This window comes from Psychrobacter sp. MES7-P7E (assembly GCF_002863645.1).
In the GTDB taxonomy this organism is placed as follows: domain Bacteria; phylum Pseudomonadota; class Gammaproteobacteria; order Pseudomonadales; family Moraxellaceae; genus Psychrobacter.
Genome location: NZ_PJBU01000116.1, coordinates 74,163 through 91,985, shown reverse-complemented (window position 1 = coordinate 91,985; position 17,823 = coordinate 74,163). Strand labels below are relative to the sequence as shown.

Annotated in this window: 17 protein-coding genes and 1 tRNA gene; 13 read left to right on the top strand and 5 right to left on the bottom strand. The window is 44.3% G+C overall.

Annotated elements, in window-relative coordinates; all coding sequences use genetic code 11:
• Positions 1-95: 95 nt before the first annotated feature.
• From CXF62_RS14085 to CXF62_RS14040, 9 genes are all read left to right on the top strand, one after another.
• The gene (locus tag CXF62_RS14085) at positions 96-1,250 is read left to right on the top strand and encodes an FAD:protein FMN transferase (RefSeq protein ID WP_102094875.1); all 1,155 of its coding nucleotides are present in this window, start codon (positions 96-98) and stop codon (positions 1,248-1,250) included.
• Positions 1,251-1,450: 200 nt separating this feature from the next.
• Positions 1,451-1,696, top strand: coding sequence for a (Na+)-NQR maturation NqrM (gene nqrM / locus CXF62_RS14080; protein WP_057762175.1), 246 nt, complete (start codon positions 1,451-1,453; stop codon positions 1,694-1,696).
• A gap of 390 nt (positions 1,697-2,086) precedes the next feature.
• Complete coding sequence (locus CXF62_RS14070) at positions 2,087-3,319, top strand: MFS transporter (protein WP_102094873.1); 1,233 nt, start codon at positions 2,087-2,089, stop codon at positions 3,317-3,319.
• Between the two features lie 298 nt (positions 3,320-3,617).
• A complete protein-coding gene (locus tag CXF62_RS14065; protein ID WP_371547886.1) occupies positions 3,618-4,478 on the top strand; it encodes an arylesterase in 861 nt (286 codons plus the stop codon).
• A 25-nt stretch (positions 4,479-4,503) separates the two neighbouring features.
• Complete coding sequence (locus tag CXF62_RS14060) at positions 4,504-5,223, top strand: ABC transporter ATP-binding protein (RefSeq protein ID WP_102094871.1); 720 nt, start codon at positions 4,504-4,506, stop codon at positions 5,221-5,223.
• 19 nt (positions 5,224-5,242) lie between these two features.
• Complete coding sequence (locus tag CXF62_RS14055) at positions 5,243-7,885, top strand: ABC transporter permease (RefSeq protein ID WP_102094870.1); 2,643 nt, start codon at positions 5,243-5,245, stop codon at positions 7,883-7,885.
• Positions 7,886-8,303: 418 nt separating this feature from the next.
• A complete protein-coding gene (locus CXF62_RS14050; RefSeq protein WP_102091073.1) occupies positions 8,304-8,528 on the top strand; it encodes a hypothetical protein in 225 nt (74 codons plus the stop codon).
• Between the two features lie 4 nt (positions 8,529-8,532).
• The gene (locus CXF62_RS14045) at positions 8,533-9,198 is read left to right on the top strand and encodes a hypothetical protein (RefSeq protein WP_102091074.1); all 666 of its coding nucleotides are present in this window, start codon (positions 8,533-8,535) and stop codon (positions 9,196-9,198) included.
• Positions 9,199-9,506: 308 nt separating this feature from the next.
• On the top strand, positions 9,507-10,844 hold the full coding sequence (locus tag CXF62_RS14040; RefSeq protein ID WP_102094869.1) for a valine--pyruvate transaminase: 1,338 nt from the start codon (positions 9,507-9,509) through the stop codon (positions 10,842-10,844).
• 52 nt (positions 10,845-10,896) lie between these two features.
• Here the strand turns inward: CXF62_RS14040 and CXF62_RS14035 are convergent, their stop codons facing one another.
• The 3 genes from CXF62_RS14035 to hisB form a co-directional block, all read right to left on the bottom strand.
• Positions 10,897-11,265 carry a hypothetical protein gene (locus CXF62_RS14035; RefSeq protein WP_228153258.1) on the bottom strand — a complete coding sequence of 123 codons (369 nt, stop codon included), beginning with the start codon at positions 11,263-11,265 and terminating at the stop codon, positions 10,897-10,899.
• Between the two features lie 204 nt (positions 11,266-11,469).
• A complete protein-coding gene (gene hisH / locus CXF62_RS14030) occupies positions 11,470-12,105 on the bottom strand; it encodes an imidazole glycerol phosphate synthase subunit HisH (protein ID WP_102094867.1) in 636 nt (211 codons plus the stop codon).
• 188 nt (positions 12,106-12,293) lie between these two features.
• Entirely contained in the window at positions 12,294-12,959 is a 666-nt protein-coding gene (gene hisB, locus CXF62_RS14025; RefSeq protein WP_057762189.1) for an imidazoleglycerol-phosphate dehydratase HisB, read from the bottom strand.
• 374 nt (positions 12,960-13,333) lie between these two features.
• Between hisB and CXF62_RS14020 the strand changes: the two genes are divergently transcribed.
• Positions 13,334-13,756, top strand: coding sequence for a hypothetical protein (locus CXF62_RS14020; RefSeq protein ID WP_102094866.1), 423 nt, complete (start codon positions 13,334-13,336; stop codon positions 13,754-13,756).
• A gap of 123 nt (positions 13,757-13,879) precedes the next feature.
• Positions 13,880-13,955: transfer RNA gene (locus CXF62_RS14015), tRNA-Phe, on the top strand.
• Positions 13,956-14,079: 124 nt separating this feature from the next.
• On the opposite strand, the gene CXF62_RS14010 is transcribed toward CXF62_RS14015, so the two are convergent.
• A complete protein-coding gene (locus CXF62_RS14010; protein WP_145990562.1) occupies positions 14,080-14,436 on the bottom strand; it encodes a hypothetical protein in 357 nt (118 codons plus the stop codon).
• 206 nt (positions 14,437-14,642) lie between these two features.
• Between CXF62_RS14010 and CXF62_RS14005 the strand changes: the two genes are divergently transcribed.
• Entirely contained in the window at positions 14,643-15,143 is a 501-nt protein-coding gene (locus CXF62_RS14005; RefSeq protein ID WP_101204739.1) for a DUF4385 domain-containing protein, read from the top strand.
• Between the two features lie 62 nt (positions 15,144-15,205).
• Positions 15,206-15,889, top strand: coding sequence for a phosphoglycolate phosphatase (locus CXF62_RS14000; protein ID WP_102094864.1), 684 nt, complete (start codon positions 15,206-15,208; stop codon positions 15,887-15,889).
• 49 nt (positions 15,890-15,938) lie between these two features.
• Here CXF62_RS14000 and CXF62_RS13995 read toward each other — a convergent pair whose 3' ends face one another.
• Positions 15,939-17,528: a YifB family Mg chelatase-like AAA ATPase gene (locus tag CXF62_RS13995; RefSeq protein WP_102094863.1), complete on the bottom strand. Its 1,590-nt coding sequence runs from the start codon at positions 17,526-17,528 to the stop codon at positions 15,939-15,941.
• Between the last annotated feature and the right edge of the window lie 295 nt (positions 17,529-17,823).

Sequence of the window (17,823 nt, the reverse complement as noted above, 5' to 3'; positions counted from 1 at the left end):
ATGGTGCCTTCATTAGTATTTTTGGGTTCAAGGGGTGTAAAATAAGCGTGGCTTGTTTTACACCCTACTCATTTCTACGCCATACCGAAAATATTATGAAAAACACTATATACAGCTTATCTTCCAAAAAACCTCTACACCTTACCTTAGTAGGCGTCGTCAGCCTTGCCAGTACTTTAGGTCTCAGCGCTTGCCAGCAAACCCCAGACTATAACTATCTGATCGGTGAGACGATGGGGACGAGCTACCATATTAGCTATCAGTTGCCTGATGATGCGGACGAAGCTGCCATACAAGCTGCGGTAGACGAGCGCCTAAAACAAATTAACGATAGCATGTCTACCTATCAAAACGATTCAACAATATCTACATTCAACCGTTTGGGCAAAGACAAACCTATCACTATCGATGCTGATTTTAGTCGTGTGCTAGATGTCTCGCAAATTGTCTATCAGCAATCAGGCGGTGCTTTTGACCCTACCGTTATGCCACTCGTAAACACCTGGGGCTTTGGAAGTACCATGACGGTCGAGCGTTTACAAAGTCCACCGACCGCAGTAGAGATTGCTCAAGCAAAAGCATTGGTCGATTTTGAGAGCATCATAAAGAAAGACGACACCATCTATAAGACCAAAGACGGCGTTGGTTTAGATTTTTCTGCCGTTGCCAAAGGCTATGGCGTCGATGTCATCGCTGATGTGTTGAGAGATGATTACCAGATTCGTAACTATATGGTTGAGATCGGCGGTGAAATTGCCACCTCTGGTGTGAACAACCAGCAGCAGCCATGGCAAATTGCGATTGACGCTCCTATTGAAGGCAGCACGGTCAGCGAACGCCAAACCGTATCTGCTATTCGCCAGCCCAAGAATACGGCTAGTCAAATGCATTTAGCGACCTCTGGCAACTATCGTAACTCTGTCATATTCGATGGCAAACGCTATAGCCATACTATCGATCCGACAACGGGCAACCCTATTGCAGGCGGCGCACCTTCAGTCACTGTCGCAGCTGATTCGGTTGCACTGGCGGATGCGTGGGCAACTGCCCTTACCGCGATGCCTTATCACAAGGCACTAGATGTCGCTAAAACACAAAATCTGGCGGCCATGTTTGTGGTGCTAGCTGATGATGTAAAAGCAAAAGGTTCTGACGATATGTCTAACGAAGCTGCTGACGATGACATTGACGACTGGCAGGTGGTACAGACACCAGCGATGAAAGCGTTACGTGCTGATAAAAAGCTCTAAACGTTCTCTAAGCTCTAGACGGTATACTCTACAAGCCACTGGTAAGTGATAGATGTGAAACAAGAGAATACGTTAACGCACAACGAGCTGCACTAAAATTTGCTATACTATTATACAGTTGTTATTAACGGTGCTTAGCTGTCATGAACTTAGACAACACTACTAATAACTGCCCTATTTTTTAAAATGAGGTTTCCTCTATGCTTAGCCAACTGCTTCCTATGCTTGCCATTACTTTCACCGTATTTGTCCTATTCTTCATTTTTATGGGCGTCGGTTATATGGTCAAAAAAAAGCCGCTTAGAGGATCTTGTGGCGGTGTTGCCAAATTGATGGGCGACGAAAATTGCTCGTTTTGCGGCAATGATCCCAATAAGTGCGATTCATTAATCGCTGAACAACAAGAGAATGCATTAAGAGCTGCTCAATTGGGTAAATCGGTTTAATAGCCTATTGGTTACCATACGCTGGTAGCATTTACCTGACATATGTTCTTATAATAGCGTCAAGTCATTCAAAAGTGACTTGGCGCTATTTTTATTGTGCGATAAGACTACTTATTTAAGATTCCTTATTATCGCCATCTTTTATTATCACTGTTCTAAAGCCGTAACTCGAAGTAACCACTCATATATTAAGCTGCCTGCCGATTTAGCAAAGTCAGTTAAGCGAATGTATGTCTTACGCGCTACATATATTTTTCGGTCGCATTTAAGATATCGATTACCGTTTAGGTACGTGTCTGGGTAAATGCTCTCTGGTGTTATTTTATAAGCGGCAATTTCTTGGCGCTGTTTGATAACGTGTTCTTTTTTCGCTGTCATCGTTGTGCTGCTATGTCTACCTCGTCCAATCTATCTGCTTCATCTAGCCTGCCCTCCTCACGCTTTACCTTTTGGTTGGTACTGTGTGCCATGATTCTGCTAGCTACCAATATGCGTGCGCCTATCGTCGCGCTAGGTTCTATCGCCCCAGTGGTAAAAGACGCGCTTGATATCTCTGAGTTTCAGATAGGCTGGCTAGGAGCAGTGCCTATGCTGAGCTTTGCCGTTGGTGCGCTGATTTCCCCAACCATTGGTAAGCGATTCGGACTAGAAAACACACTGATTGCCATGATTGGGCTATTGACGGTAGGGATGATTATCCGTACCGCTATCCCGACATGGAGTGGGTTTTTAATTGGTACTTTGCTACTTACCCTTGCTATTGGTTTCGCTAATACTTTAGCAGCACCGGTCATTAAACAGCGTACCCCGCAACATATTCCGCTGATTACTGGTCTGTTTAGTCTGACGATGACCACAGCAGCAGGTATCGTCGCAGGCGTCGTATTACCGCTATCGGAGCAAGTAGGTTGGCAGTGGGCATTAGGCGGTTGGACAATACTAGGCGTATTTGCCTTTGTTATCTGGCTGTTCTTACGTGTACGTTTGGGTTCGTCCAATCATCAAGCAGTTATCCCTGCGGCTTTAGGTTCTTCTGATATCTCTATGTGGCGAACCACCTTTGCGTGGCAGATTGCTATTTTTATGGGATTGCAGTCATTATTGTTTTACACCGTTGCCAGTTTTTTACCATCGATTTGGGTCAGTAAGGGACTATCTGCCGTCAGTGCTGGACAGATGGGCTCTGTATTTCAGTTTATGGCACCGGTTTCTATCTTAAGTTTAACTTGGTTGGTCAATCGCGGCCGACCTATTCAAGCATTGGCTGTATTTGCTGCTGTGCTAAACGTCGTTGGTATATTGGGTGTCAGCTATCTATCGACTGATTTGGCATGGCTATGGTCAGGTATGATGGGCATGGGCTGTTCAGCAATTTTTACCTTGAGCATGATGCTGTTCTCTATGCGTACTTATACGACCAATCAGGCAAGTGAGCTGTCTGGCATGGCTCAAGCAGTTGGTTACGTCATTGCGTTTTTTGGGCCATTGGGTACAGGCTGGCTGCATGAAACAACGGGCAGTTGGAGTGTGCCACTTTTTATTATGCTGATACTGATGATTGTCAACGTCGTGATTGCTTGGCTTGTTAGTCGTCCAGTGATGGTCGATGGCAAATATATTTGATTGCTATAAGCCTTTGTTATTCATAAGGCCATAATTGCTAACACGCAATAAAGCGGCTTTAAATTAACCTTAGGGCAATATAGGTCACTGTCTTATTTTGCTATAGTCAGTTCAATATAACTTAGATACTTAATATAAGCTGGATACTCAATATAATCTGGATAAAAGGAAGGTGAGTGACAGTACTACCAATAGTAGACTGAGCGAGCCTGACGACTCATCCGACTGATACCGTATCTGATTTAGATAGGATTTGACTATACCTTGGTTTGATTGCATATAGGACATAACACCCATGATGAAATTTCCCTCTCGTTTTGGTCGGTGCTTGCCTGCTATCGCTATGCTCGCAGCTGTAATGGCTATCAGTGGCTGTCAAAAAGAAGCTGAAACGACACCTGCTACTGACACGCAGAGTACCAGTACTGAAGCGACTAACCGTCAAGCCAGCACTGCTCCAGTAGCCACTGAAACCGCAGCATCAACTGATCAACAGGTCAAATCCTCATCACTTACTATTCTAGCGCTTGGTGACTCACTGACAGAAGGTTTGGGAGTGGACAAAGACGACAACTATCCTGCTCAGTTAGAAGATCGTCTGCAAGAGATGGGCTACGCTAACGCCAAAGTTATCAACTCAGGTCTAAGCGGTGAAACCAGTACGGGATTGGTCAATCGATTGGACTGGGTATCGCAAACCAAACCTGACATCACTATATTAACTATCGGTGCTAACGATGCGATACGCGGTATCGATGTGGCGACCATTGAAGCCAATATTCGTACTGCGGTTAAGCACCTGCAAGACAATGGCAGTGTCGTCATCTTGGGCGGTATGTCGATCTATGACAATCTAGGCAGTGAATACGTCGCGGCATTCTCAGACATTTATCCACGTGTTGCCAAGGATATGAATCTAACGCTTATTCCGTTCTTCTTAGAGGGCGTCGGCGGTGACCGAGAGCTTAACCAAGCAGATGCGATTCATCCAACCAAAGAAGGCTATGAGATTATCGTTAATAACAATATCCTGCCTATTCTAGAGACTAAGTTAAAAGAGCTAGAAGAACTACAAGAGTTAAAAACAGCCGATACCGATAACACAGCTACGACTGCTCAAGACAATACGACAGAAAATAAGACAAACGAGACTATTTAACGAGACCATTAAACGAGATACTGTAATGACATCATCATCTTCGACTGCCACAGCAACGCCACAAGCAGACGCTAAGACACAAGCACTACTGACCGCCTCACAGTTAAATAAAACCGTACAAGTCGGTGAGCAAAAGCTGTCCATCATCAAAGACGTGGATATCTATGTTAATGCTGGCGAGTTTGTGGTCATTATGGGCAAATCAGGCTCAGGTAAATCTACTTTGTTAGGTTTACTCGCGGCATTAGACTATCCCGATAACGGTACGGTATCGCTGGCAGGTCAAATGCTTAGCAGTCTTGACGAAGATGCGCTAGCCGTTATTCGTCAACAGGATATGGGCTTTGTCTTTCAGTCGTTTCATTTATTGCCCACACTGACCGTCGCTGAAAATATCGCCTTTCCACTTGATATTGCCAGACGTCCAAACCTAGCACGCGTAGACGAGCTGATAGATGCGGTCGACTTAGGGCATAGACGTCACAGCTTACCCAATCAGTTGTCAGGTGGTGAGCAGCAGCGTACAGCAGTAGCACGAGCACTGGTATCGCATCCAAAGATTGTGTTTGCGGATGAGCCAACGGGTAACTTGGATGAGCAAAATGCTGATCAAGTCATGCAGCTATTGTTAGACCTACGTCAACAGGTTGGCTCGGCACTGGTGGTCGTGACTCATGACCCTGCACTTGCCGAGATGGCAGATCGCGTCATCACTATGCATGACGGCCGCATTGTACCTACATGAATAACTGGATTGTATCTTAATGAATAGTAAGCCCACAGACAACAAATCGCCTGATACAAAAAAGACTGCTACCAGTATGCATCAAGAGTCCAGTTATCCTAGCGGCATTCTTAGTCAACTATTTACCCGTACTCTAGGTTTTCAAACACTAGGCTCACAAGCACTCAGCCGTAGTTGGTGGCAGCGCTGGGTGTATCCCGTGTTGTTCCTACTAACGTTGACCTTGTCACTTGCAACCTACCTAACCCTCGACTCTGTGCAGCAGTCTGTCGATAGCTACATCAATGACAATCAGCGCGCGCTCGTTGGTGGGGATCTAATCCTAAACAGTAAGCAAGACTGGCCAAGCGAAGTATTGTCACAGGTAGAAACTATCCCTGATACACAGACGGTGTATGACTATCAGTTTAGCGCCATGCTGGTCAACGATGAGCAAACCTTGCTTGCCAGCGTCAAAGCCGTCTCGCCGTCGTATCCCCTATACGGCACAGCGGAGCTTGCCTCAGGACAGCCACTGTGGGATCAGCTAACATCTGACAGTGTGATCGTCGCACCAGAAGTGCTCAGTAGTCTACAGGCCGATGTCGGCGACCGTATCACCATTGGCGATGCGCAGTTCACGATTAGTGATGTACTAACCAAAGAGCCTGACCGTCCGCTGACCACCTTTGGTTTCGGTGGGCGTGTGTTGATGAAACAAGATGCACTTCCATCAACCAACCTATTGGGACAACGTAGCCGAATAAACTATCGTATCGAGATGGCAGGCGATCCAGAGCTAATAACCACGCAGCGTGACAAGCTCACAGATATCCTGACTAATTATCCTGATATCGAGCTCTCTGACGCAGAGTCTGCAGATACCTCGGTTTCGCGTATCTCTGATAATGTGCTGATGTTTTTAAAACTGCTAGTCATCGCGGTGTTACTACTATCTGCGGTCGCCATGTACGGCGTCATTAGTGCGTTTGTCAGCAAGCAGCAGTCCAATAACGCGATTCGCTTGGCGCTCGGCGAGCCACTTGGCTCACTCAAGCGTAGCTACTATCAGCTACTTATCGTCACGACTGTCATTGCTTGTATCGCAGCGGTTACCCTTAGTCTGGGCTTGCTTAAAATCGGTCAGCCGTATCTGGTCGCTATATTGCCTGCCGACGTTGGTCTAGCCATCAATCCAATCAGTGCGATTAAAACCATTGTGATTGCTTTAGCCCTGACGCTACTGATTGCGCAGCGTGGTCTAAGCGCACTTAACACGACCAAACCCGCTACCCTACTCAATCAAGGGGCGAGCACGCAAACACAAAGCTTGCCTTGGTATCGACGCGTACCGTTACTATGGTATGGCTTGGTGCTGGCAGGGCTGTATGCTTTCTTTGCTTATGAAGTGGGTTCGCTGTCATTAGGCGCACAGTTATTGGGCGGCTTGATTGGCTTTGTGGCGATATTTTGGCTATTGGCACGTGGGTGGCTCTGGCTGCTCAACAAGTTGGCAAGTAATACCAAGGTCAGTTGGATGCAGCGTATCTCCATTCATAATCTGGCGCGTAAAGGCAACCAATCAGCGTTATTCTTTGTCACCTTATCACTATCGGTGGCGGTGCTGACGCTTATCACCACACTCAATCACAGTATCAATGCGCAGTTTATCAATGCTTATCCTGAAGACGCGCCCAATCTGTTTTTGCTCGATGTGCAGAGCGATCAGCATGACGATATTGATGCGTTCATTGAGGCGCCTGTCACTTATTATCCCGTCATTCGTGCCCGTGTGGAAACGGCAAATGATGTGGCGGCAAAAGATATCGAGCCTGCTGATGGGTTTGATGATCCCACGCGTGTCTTTAACTTGAGCTATGCAGATACGGTCATGGAGACAGAATACATCACTGAATCGCTCACAGATGATGCGCTATATACCCCTATCGATGCGACAAATGAGCAAATCAAACCCTTGTCTATCTTGGACACTGCTGCCAGTATGCTCAATGTCGGTATGGGTGATCAGGTACGTTTTAACATTCAAGGTATCGAAATCATCGGGCAGATTACCAGTATTCGCACGCGCTATGAGCGTGGCCCAAGTCCGTATTTTTACTTCTTGTTTGAGCCGTCTGTACTATCCGCCGCCCCGCAGATTCAATTTGCCACCGCGCACGTATCAGAAGATGCCATTCCAGAACTGCAAGGCAAGCTGGTACGCGAGTTCCCTGCTGTCACTACGATTGATGGCACTGCTATCGCCAAGCAAATCCAAGAGTTGGTGGTACAAATGAGCCGCTTGGTCTATGTGTTTACCTTACTTGCCCTACTCACTGGCGTCATGGTGCTGATCAGCTCGCTACTGTCTACCTCACAAGATCGCATGAAAGACAGCGCGTCATTTAGACTGCTCGGTATGCAAAAGCGGGACTTGTATATGCTCAATATCTTAGAGCTGGGTGTGCTTGGTATTAGTGCGGCGACCTTTGCCGTTGTGATCGCCAGCGTTGGCGCATGGGCAGCAATCACGCAATGGTTTAATCTACAATTTAGTGTGCCGTGGACGAGCTTGGCGATTGGCGGTGCAGCATTAATCGTGTTGCTGTTTGCCATTGCTATTATTTATGTGAGATTGGTGATTGGGCGCGGAATTATGGCAAGAGTAAGGGCGATGATTTAGTGAGTTGATGTTGAAGATTTTGTTGTAACGAAAATATGTTTAGTGCATGTAACCAATATCTCGTGTATTATTGTATTTAAATGTAGATTAAATATTACAATATTTTACATATTTCTATATCTTGTCATCACCTGAATAGGATAGAATAAATGCTTGCATTTATTCTATCCTATTCAGGTGATGACATAGTTTTTCATGCCTTTCATCTTATTTATCTTTTATAAATCAATATCTTATACATCACTAAAATTTATATTCTGATAATGATTTTTTCTAATATAGAGGTTAGTTATTACTATCTATATACATTAACTCCTTGTTAATCCTTAATATTACAGTTACGATACCTTAGAAATAAAGCTGTGCTCATTATCATAATATGAGTATAATATCCGACCATTAAAAATTAGAGGTTTCTATGATAGGAGATATTTTTAGAAAACTAGTAAATTCAAGTGCTGAAAATCTTTCTATTCTAGAAATCGAAGAGAAAGTAAGAAGTACTAAGAATTTAGAAGTGATACCATTTACTAAATCCGAGAATAGTCTTGTTCCTGCAAGAGGGAATGTTTTTGATTATAAAAAAATGACTACTAGTGATATTAATGATGCGCTTGACGAGTACGTTTTTATAGAGTGTTAGATTAATGACAGTGACTAATGAAGATGAAGTCTACAAATTTTATAATGAAACATTTAAGTACTTATACGCTGATTTAGTTGCAACCATTGGAGAGAAAAGCGAGCAAGTATCATTCGAACTGCAAGCATGCTTAAGCCATTTAGTTGTTGCTAAAACCACTACTTGTCTTGAGACAGCTACAAAGAACTATGACAAGGCACACGGTCATCTAGTTAGGGCGTCTTTAGACTGCGCAAAATTGATATGGATTGAACTACGTAAAAGAGCTAAAGACTTTTCTAGTGATGCAGACTTGATGCAACTTGGACATAATTCTACAATGGATGGTTGTTATAAATTACTCAAAGAATCTGAAGAATTTGCTAAAAAAGCTCGAAGAGCAGAAGTAACGAACACAGGTGTAAACCCTGAAGACACAATTATTCTGTGGTATCAATCTATTGAGGCTTTAAATAAATTTTTGGATTTATTTGTAGCAAGCAAAGTGAGTTCTATTAAAAAGGTTAGAAAAACCAAGACTTTTAAAGATAGATTATGGGATATATTAGTAGCTTTTGTTATAGGTATGATTGTTACACTATTAGCTGGTTATGCATCGGGAAGTTTTGAACTAAAAAAACCAGATTTCTTAGTAAATTTTTTATACTCTCAAACGACTGTACAAAAGTAAGTTTCTTCAAACGTAGTACTCATAACTATTATAGACTGTTTTATTGGTCCAAACATTTGTTACTTTTAACCAGATCTACCTAGCAAACTTTTGTTTAAATTTATATTTCGTTACATTCACAATTAAGATTTGGAAATTTTGCGCCCCTATTCATTTAGCGGGCGTTTTTTATTTACTTGACGTACAAACAGATAAGACAATATCAACACTACTGCGTGCTTACCTTACCCCCACCATTTGCTATACTAGCCCCACTTTATCGGTTAAATACCCACTTATAACACCCTCCCAAACAGCATGGTAGCCTTATGAAATTCTCAAAGTTCGGTCAAAAATTTACCCAGCCCACTGGCATTTCACAATTGATGGACGATTTGGGCGACGCGCTAAAAAGCGATCAGCCAGTCAACATGCTGGGCGGTGGTAATCCTGCCAAAATTGATGCTGTCAATGAGTTGTTTTTGGAGACCTATAAGGCGCTGGGCGTTGATAACGACGCAGGCGTACCCAACAGTAGCGCGATTATTAGCATGGCGAACTACTCTAATCCGCAAGGTGATGCCGCCTTTATTGATGCGTTGGTTGGCTTCTTTAACCGTCATTATGATTGGAATCTTACTTCAGAAAACATTGCCCTGACCAATGGCTCACAGAATGCGTTTTTCTATCTGTTTAATCTGTTTGGCGGTGCGTTCGTTGATGAAAATAGTCAAGATGAGAATAGCGAGTCTATCGACAAGTCCATTCTACTGCCATTGACCCCTGAGTATATTGGCTATAGCGATGTGCATGTGGAAGGTCAGCATTTCACCGCGGTATTACCGCATATCGATGAAGTGACGCATGATGGCGAGGAAGGTTTCTTTAAATATCGTGTGGATTTTGACGCGTTAGAGAACTTGCCAGCGTTAAAGGAAGGTCGTATCGGCGCGATTTGCTGCTCACGCCCAACTAATCCTACTGGCAACGTGCTAACCGATGATGAAATGGCGCATTTGGCCGAGATTGCCAAACGCTATGACATACCGCTAATTATCGATAACGCCTACGGTATGCCCTTCCCCAATATCATCTACTCTGACGCGCATCTGAATTGGGATAACAATACGATTCTGTGCTTTAGCCTGTCGAAGATTGGTTTGCCTGGTATGCGTACGGGTATTATCGTGGCTGATGCCAAAGTAATCGAAGCGGTCAGCGCGATGAATGCAGTGGTCAATCTAGCGCCGACACGCTTTGGTGCAGCGATTGCCACGCCGTTGGTAGAGAATGACCGTATCAAGCAGTTAGCCGATAATGAGATTAAGCCGTTTTATCAAAAGCAGGCGACACTCGCGGTGAAGCTATTAAAAGAAGCCTTGGGCGATTATCCGTTGGTCATTCATAAGCCTGAAGGCGCGATATTCTTATGGTTATGGTTTAAAGACTTGCCAATTAGCACGCTGGATCTATACGAGCGCCTTAAAGAAAAAGGCACGCTTATCGTGCCAAGTGAGTACTTCTTCCCTGGTGTCGATGTTAGCGATTATCAGCACGCACATGAGTGTATCCGCATGAGTATCGCCGCTGATGAGCAGACGCTAACGGATGGTATTAAAGCCATTGGTGAAGTCGTACGTGAGCTGTATGATGAAGCCAAGAAATAAGATGAGCTGCTAGAATTATAAATTCAAATAGCAAAGTGAAAAAACGGACTAATCAATAGTCCGTTTTTTTATGGCGTTTGGTCAATGAAGTAGATTTATAGGTTGGTCGAAATATAGTCGTCCACTTATTCAATGCAAAGAGCACATACGACAGCATACACGTATTAATCAAATCACGGATACTCGCGAGTATCTGATCACGGCTCAAGCTTGCCAAGCCAAGCGATTCAATCGTATCTCGATTGTCCAGATACTCACCCAACAGCGCAATGCAAGTCACGACGATCAGAGCGATAAATGACCGAATACCTTGGCTTTTGATAATAGGACGCAGCGCAACCAGACACAGCAGATAAACACCGACACCGACATAGATATGTAAGGCATCTTTGGCAAGGCCAGTTGTTTCCACAACATTCATTTTAAAGGCAGTAAAATCCACTGAGATATTCCAAATATAAGCAAGTAGAAAATAACTGAGCGTATCACTAAACCATGATGGCTAAACTATAATAGCTGAAGAATAGCAGCTACAAAGTGATGGCTGAGCATAAAAAAGGCAGATTATACAATTGATAATCTACCTTCTACTAAATTAAATATTCACTTCACGTTTATCGCCTACTTACACATTCCACTCTACGAAGTTCTTGAGCAGTTGCAAGCCAGCAGTATGGCTCTTTTCTGGATGGAATTGGGTGGCAAATAGATTGTCTTGGATCACACTGGCGCAGAACGGTTGACCATAGTCACATACCGCCGCTACTTGTGAGCTATCGGCAGGCTCACAGTAATAACTATGCACAAAGTAAAAATGCGCATTGTCTTCGATACCGTGCCAGAGCGGATGGTCAAAATCCATACCGCTGATGGTATTCCAGCCCATATGCGGTACTTTTATCGTCGCACCCTGCTTGTCTTTCCACGTAGGGTCAAACGCTTCTACAGTGCCGTTTAAGATGCCTAGGCAGTCCGTACCACCATTTTCAGCTGACTGCTCAAACAACGCCTGCATGCCCACACAGATGGCCATAACGGGCTTGTTAAACACTGCATGACGTATGACATCATCAATGCCCGCCTCGTGCATACCAGCGATACAATCACGCATCGCACCCACACCAGGGAAAACAATTTTATCAGCCGCCGCAACGACTTTTGAATCATTGGTGATAGAGACTTCTGCCCCGACTACTGATAGGGCTTTGCTAGCAGAATGCAGGTTGCCCATACCATAATCTAGTAGTGCTACTTTAGTCATCGATTGGTTCTCATTTTTAAATATTTTGACTACTGTACTATTTATATTATTGACCATTTATATTGTTGGCTATTGCCCTTTCTATTATCGCGGGTGTAGATAAGGTTTTGCTACAAGGAAGTCAAGCGCAGGCTGTACAACTAGTACGCCAAGCTTGACTGACACCGTAGAAGAGCCTTAAATGCGCCTTAGAAAGCCTCTTTGGTCGATGGCAAGGTGTTCAACGCACGCTCATCGTACTCACAGGCCATACGTAACGCACGAGCAAAGGCTTTAAAGGTTGATTCGATCTGATGATGGCTGTTTTTGCCTTTTAGATTGTCCAAATGCACAGTCATCCATGAGTGATTGACGAACCCGTAGAAAAACTCACTGAATAGGTCAACATCGAAACGGCCGACGTGCGAGCGCGTAAATGGAATGTCCATATGCAAACCAGGACGCCCTGACAGATCGACGACAGCACGGGTCAATGACTCATCTAGCGGCGCATAGAAATGCCCATAACGACGAATGCCTTTCTTGTCACCCAATGCTTTATTGAACGCTTGGCCAAGGGTAATGCCAGTGTCTTCGACGCTATGATGGTCATCAATAAACGTATCACCGGTACATTTGATATCTAGGTCAAACAAACCGTGACGCTTAATTTGATCAATCATATGATCCAAAAATGGCACACCAGTGTCTACCACACCTTTACCCGTACCATCTAGATTAACGGTACAGGTGATTTGTGTTTCGGCAGTGATACGCTCAACGGTCGCGATACGTTCAGGGCGACCATATAGATTTACGTTTTTTGACTCAGTTTGCTCAGGTGTGGCAGCAGTCGTCGTTGCATTGGCTGTCATGGCTACTCTCTATCAGTTTTTTATCAGTGAAAAGCGGTCAATAAATAAGGCAAAAACCTGCCCAAAATATTTTACTAGTGTCTGGGTCAGACCTTAGCAAAAAATGATATATACAAAAGATATCAACATATTAGGGTTTATACATACTAAATATTATATAGCCTCATCATAGCAAACCCTAACATTTACTGCCACGACCAAGCGGTAAACCACGCACAAAATCACCTCATTCTGCTAAAATAGTGTGTTCAGTATTATCAATCATGACTCGCGCTGACTTTGAAGACCCTTACTTACGGCACTGCACGCTATGACTTGTGCTGTCTCATACTGCTTATTTATACTATAGAAACCCTCTATTTATAGGAACTGCTATGCCTTTAGAAGCGATCGCCATTAATAGTTTGGATGCGCCACTTATCAAAAAACCTGCTCGCGACAACGAGCTAGCAGAGCGCTTGCAAGCGTTGTACGATAGTGATGATGCACAGCCTGACGGTCTCGAGGTATTAAATATCATTAAGCAAGGGTTTAAACGTGGACAGTACCTCTATGTCGGGATGTTCAATGATAAGCCTATCGCCGCTGTCGCCTGCTTTGATGACGGGCAGACCAATGCTAAGCGCCTGCAGTACCTCACTGTGCATCCAGAGAATCGTAAACGTGCTATCGATGCCAAGTTTATTAAACTGGTCTATGATTGCGAAGTTAGAAAAGGCGTACGTGAATTTGTCCCTGCTGACGCCGATATTCACCGTATCATGAGCGAGTACGAACTATTACGTGTAAAAGACTAAACTGAGCGCTAAAACGGTTAATTTTGCCAATATCTAATTATTTATCGTCTTTTATCAGATATAATGCAAAAACAGCTTGACAGAAGCGCGTATATTTAGTTTAATAGCGACCTCAACGAAGACGGCTCGATAGCTCAGTAGGTAGAGCAACGGATTGAAAATCCGTGTGTCGGCAGTTCGATCCTGCCTCGAGCCACCATTCGTTAATAGAATTCTAAAAAGCCCTAAACAGCAATGTTCGGGGCTTTTTTTATGTTTAAATTTTACCGTATTCTTTAGCGTTCATTCTATTCATGTGTTGCTCTTATTTGTAGAGCCGACCACTATTCGTACAACCGACCACGTAATAATAAATTACAGCGCTCACGCGAATCCAAGTCGTATATAGTTGCGTGGTAATCAATACCGTGACGCCCCTCAAAAAATATCACTCGGTCGCCCACTGCCAAAAAACAAGACGTGCGTGCATCATAGATAAAGCCATCTATCACAAATGCCAAATCGCGATCTATCTCGCGTACCGTGTAGGTCTCACCTTGCGGAATCAAACGTTCAAACCATGCGCTGTGAGCCGTCGTGTTGGCTAGTATGCTTGTCGTTAGCAATAGCCATGCCACCAGTATATTTTTGGTCAATCGCAAACGGCTCAGCTCATTTACACTTATTTTATTTCTCAACATAGTATCTCTCGTGGCATTGCACTCATCATATTTGTAGCCTTCATACGTCCCACAGCTGACTTTACCATAACCATTTCTACTTAACGCTTTTGATGCTAAATACCTACTGTCACGGTTGCATAACATTTTTGTGCTTTTTTCTAAACAGCTTGGCTAAGTATACTCAATAACCATATATGAATAGACAAAAATAATAGGTCATAGCTATGAGAGAGTTTGATTACGACTTGGATTATAAGAGTTTAGATTTGCGCGCTCAGCCTGAGTTGTACCGTGTCGCTCGCGGTGAGCAAGGCGTATTACTGGTAGAGCCGTATAAGTCTGAGATTTTACCCCATTGGCGTTTTGCGACTCCTGACATTGCCCGCGAAAGCAGTGAAGCTATCTATCAGATGTTTTTAGATTACTTGGCTGACGATGATTTCGTCGGTGCAGATATGGCGCGTAAGTTTATACAAATGGGCTATACCCGCGCTCGTCGCTATGCCAATCATAAAGGCGGCAAAAAATATAAAGGCGCGGTACCTGATGATAAAAAAGGTCAAAGCGGCGCCCATGGCCGCGAAGAATTGCCACGACAAGAGGAAGACCCAGTCAAAGCAGAGTCCGCACGGATCTTTAAAGTTAAATGGGATGAATGCCGTGAGAACGAAGATTATTTAAGAATGAAGAAAGAGCATCGTGAACGCTATAAAGATGTCGAATAGTTGCTACTGTGCTAAGGTATGGCCAATATAATAAATATAACGATTTCCAATAGTGAGGAACAATGAATAAGCAGCTTTTAATTTTTGATTTTGATGGAACACTCATTGATAGCGTACCCGATTTGGCCGACGCAACCAACGCCATGCTAACCACATTAGGCAAAGACACCTACCCTATCGAGACGATACGCAATTGGATAGGAAATGGCTCACGCCTGCTCGTAGAGCGCGCTTTGGTTGGTAAAGTGGAAGTAGCAGATGGCGAGCTAACGGTCGGAGAAGCTGATCACGCAGAGCAAATATTTTTTGAGGCTTATAGGAATCTTAGTGGTAGTAAAACCGTTGCCTATCCAGATGTCGATGACGGACTCAAAAAACTGCACGCAGCTGGCTATACGCTTGCTTTAGTCACCAACAAGCCCATTCGATTTGTACCGAAAATACTACAGTCGTTTGGCTGGCAAGATTTGTTTAGTGAAGTGATGGGCGGTGACAGTTTACCTGTCAAAAAACCAGACCCAACGCCCCTACTGCATGTCTGTGAGACTCTCAATGTCAGTGTCGAGCAAGCAGTGATGATTGGTGACTCTAGAAACGATATGTTGGCTGGACAGAACGCCAATATGGACACGCTCGGCCTGTCTTATGGCTACAACTATGGGCAAGATATTCGCGAATTAAATCCAACCGAAGCCTTTGATCACTTTGCTGACTTGGTTGCTTGGATTATGAAAGATAAAGCCTAGTGTATATGGAATCTAACAATTATCACGGTGTAACTTTCTCAAATAGGGATTACGTTTTACTGCGATAGCTCAGCGCCTCAGATACGTGGGCGCTGTTGATATCGGTACTGTTAGCCAAATCCGCGATTGTACGTGCTACTCTTAGCACTCGATGATAACCACGAGCGGACAGATTCAAACGCTGCTGAGCAAGTTGCAATAACTGCTTTTCATTGTCGCCTAGTTGGATATATTCATCAATTTCGCTAGGGCTAAGTTCATTATTAACCTTTTGCTGGCGCTGCATTTGATGCTGATGCGCGACCACTACGCGATCCCGTACTTGCTTGGAGGTTTCACCTACCTGACTATTTTGCAAATCAGCAATCGGTAACGCAGGCACGGTAATATGTAAGTCAATACGATCTAAGAGAGGTCCAGATAACTTATCTTGATAGCGTTTGATTTGCTCAGGTCGACATCGACAACGTCCTGATGTATCGCCATCATAGCCACATGGGCAAGGATTCATCGCAGCGACCAATTGAAAATTCGCTGGAAAGGTCATTTGAGAGTTAGCACGGCTAATAGTAATTTGTTTGGCTTCTAACGGCTGGCGTAATACTTCAAGCACGCTCCGATCAAATTCTGGTAACTCATCAAGGAACAATACCCCTTTATTAGCAAGCGTAATCTCGCCTGGTTTTGGCCGTGAACCACCACCGACTAATGCTACAGCTGATATCGTATGATGCACTTGTCTGAACGGCCGCGTCCCATAGTCATAATCGCTGTCCGCCACCGAATAGGTACTGGCAACCTCTAGCGCATCTTCATCACTTAAGTCTGGCAATATTGTTGGCAATCGTGACGCCATAAGCGTCTTGCCAGAACCTGGTGGCCCTGTAAATAACAATGAATGACCACCCGCGGCGGCAATCTCTAGCGCGCGCCGAGCATGATGTTGTCCTTTGACATCGGCTAAGTCCACTTGATAGCCAACATGCTGCGGTGCTGGATTAGGCTGCACCACTGACAAACTCTCATAGTTTGCACTTGGGTCAACGAGCGACTGTAGATGATCACAAACTGCTTTTAGACTCTGAGCAGCTAGTATCGTTACGCCATCAACGCGGCTGGCCTCACGACCATTATCAATCGGTACAATCAGTTGCGGTGTCATCGGCGGCGAGTTATTTGAGTTATTTGAATTATTTTGCCTTTGTTCATCCGCTGCTACCTGAGACAACGCTATTGCTAGTTTTTCAGCTTTAATCGCCCGTGCGACTGCCAAACTACCAGTTACTTGTCGCAACTGGCCATTGAGCGCTAATTCGCCGATAAACTCAAATCCTGATAGTACCTCTGGCTCAAGCTGTCCGCTTGCTGCCAGTATGCCGATAGCAATTGGTAAGTCTAAACGCGCGCCATCTTTAGGCAAATCAGCAGGGGCTAAATTAATCGTGAGGCGGCGGTTAGGAAACTGGAAACCTGAATTGAGAATGGCAGAGCGCACCCTGTCTTTACTCTCACGCACGGCGGCCTCAGGTAGGCCAACGATGGTCAATGCAGGTAATCCTTGCGATAGATGCACTTCAATGATGACCTTGGGAGCATGCAGACCAACCACCGAACGGGTATAGACTTGGGCAAACGACATCAGCATCTTCCTAATACAGAGTGTCATTGATAATAAAGTATTATTTATCAACGCGCAAATGTCGTGTTTTATTGCTGGTGTAGAGAGAATCACCACAACCTCAGCGTCGTTCTGGGTTTTTTTATGTGTAAATGATAGCTCTATTCTAATATTTAAGAATACTCTCCGACCACCCCACTGCTAACAAGGATTTGTTATACTATCTACTATACATTTAGCGATACATACTGCTGCCGATGACGTATTAGAATCTTATTCTTAATCATTGATACAAGCGAAAAATAAACACCAAATC

What these genes read in the sequence shown, in the direction of transcription:
- CXF62_RS14045 (WP_102091074.1), top strand. Translation starts at nt 8,533, where the DNA reads ATGACAGTGACTAATGAAGATGAAGTCTACAAATTTTATAATGAAACA.
- CXF62_RS14010 (WP_145990562.1), bottom strand. Translation starts at nt 14,436, where the DNA reads ATGTTGAGAAATAAAATAAGTGTAAATGAGCTGAGCCGTTTGCGATTG.
- CXF62_RS14050 (WP_102091073.1), top strand. Translation starts at nt 8,304, where the DNA reads ATGATAGGAGATATTTTTAGAAAACTAGTAAATTCAAGTGCTGAAAAT.
- nqrM (WP_057762175.1), top strand. Translation starts at nt 1,451, where the DNA reads ATGCTTAGCCAACTGCTTCCTATGCTTGCCATTACTTTCACCGTATTT.
- hisB (WP_057762189.1), bottom strand. Translation starts at nt 12,959, where the DNA reads ATGACAGCCAATGCAACGACGACTGCTGCCACACCTGAGCAAACTGAG.
- CXF62_RS14085 (WP_102094875.1), top strand. Translation starts at nt 96, where the DNA reads ATGAAAAACACTATATACAGCTTATCTTCCAAAAAACCTCTACACCTT.
- CXF62_RS14040 (WP_102094869.1), top strand. Translation starts at nt 9,507, where the DNA reads ATGAAATTCTCAAAGTTCGGTCAAAAATTTACCCAGCCCACTGGCATT.
- hisH (WP_102094867.1), bottom strand. Translation starts at nt 12,105, where the DNA reads ATGACTAAAGTAGCACTACTAGATTATGGTATGGGCAACCTGCATTCT.
- CXF62_RS14020 (WP_102094866.1), top strand. Translation starts at nt 13,334, where the DNA reads ATGCCTTTAGAAGCGATCGCCATTAATAGTTTGGATGCGCCACTTATC.
- CXF62_RS14070 (WP_102094873.1), top strand. Translation starts at nt 2,087, where the DNA reads ATGTCTACCTCGTCCAATCTATCTGCTTCATCTAGCCTGCCCTCCTCA.
- CXF62_RS14005 (WP_101204739.1), top strand. Translation starts at nt 14,643, where the DNA reads ATGAGAGAGTTTGATTACGACTTGGATTATAAGAGTTTAGATTTGCGC.
- CXF62_RS13995 (WP_102094863.1), bottom strand. Translation starts at nt 17,528, where the DNA reads ATGTCGTTTGCCCAAGTCTATACCCGTTCGGTGGTTGGTCTGCATGCT.
- CXF62_RS14065 (WP_371547886.1), top strand. Translation starts at nt 3,618, where the DNA reads ATGAAATTTCCCTCTCGTTTTGGTCGGTGCTTGCCTGCTATCGCTATG.
- CXF62_RS14060 (WP_102094871.1), top strand. Translation starts at nt 4,504, where the DNA reads ATGACATCATCATCTTCGACTGCCACAGCAACGCCACAAGCAGACGCT.
- CXF62_RS14035 (WP_228153258.1), bottom strand. Translation starts at nt 11,265, where the DNA reads ATGAATGTTGTGGAAACAACTGGCCTTGCCAAAGATGCCTTACATATC.
- CXF62_RS14055 (WP_102094870.1), top strand. Translation starts at nt 5,243, where the DNA reads ATGAATAGTAAGCCCACAGACAACAAATCGCCTGATACAAAAAAGACT.
- CXF62_RS14000 (WP_102094864.1), top strand. Translation starts at nt 15,206, where the DNA reads ATGAATAAGCAGCTTTTAATTTTTGATTTTGATGGAACACTCATTGAT.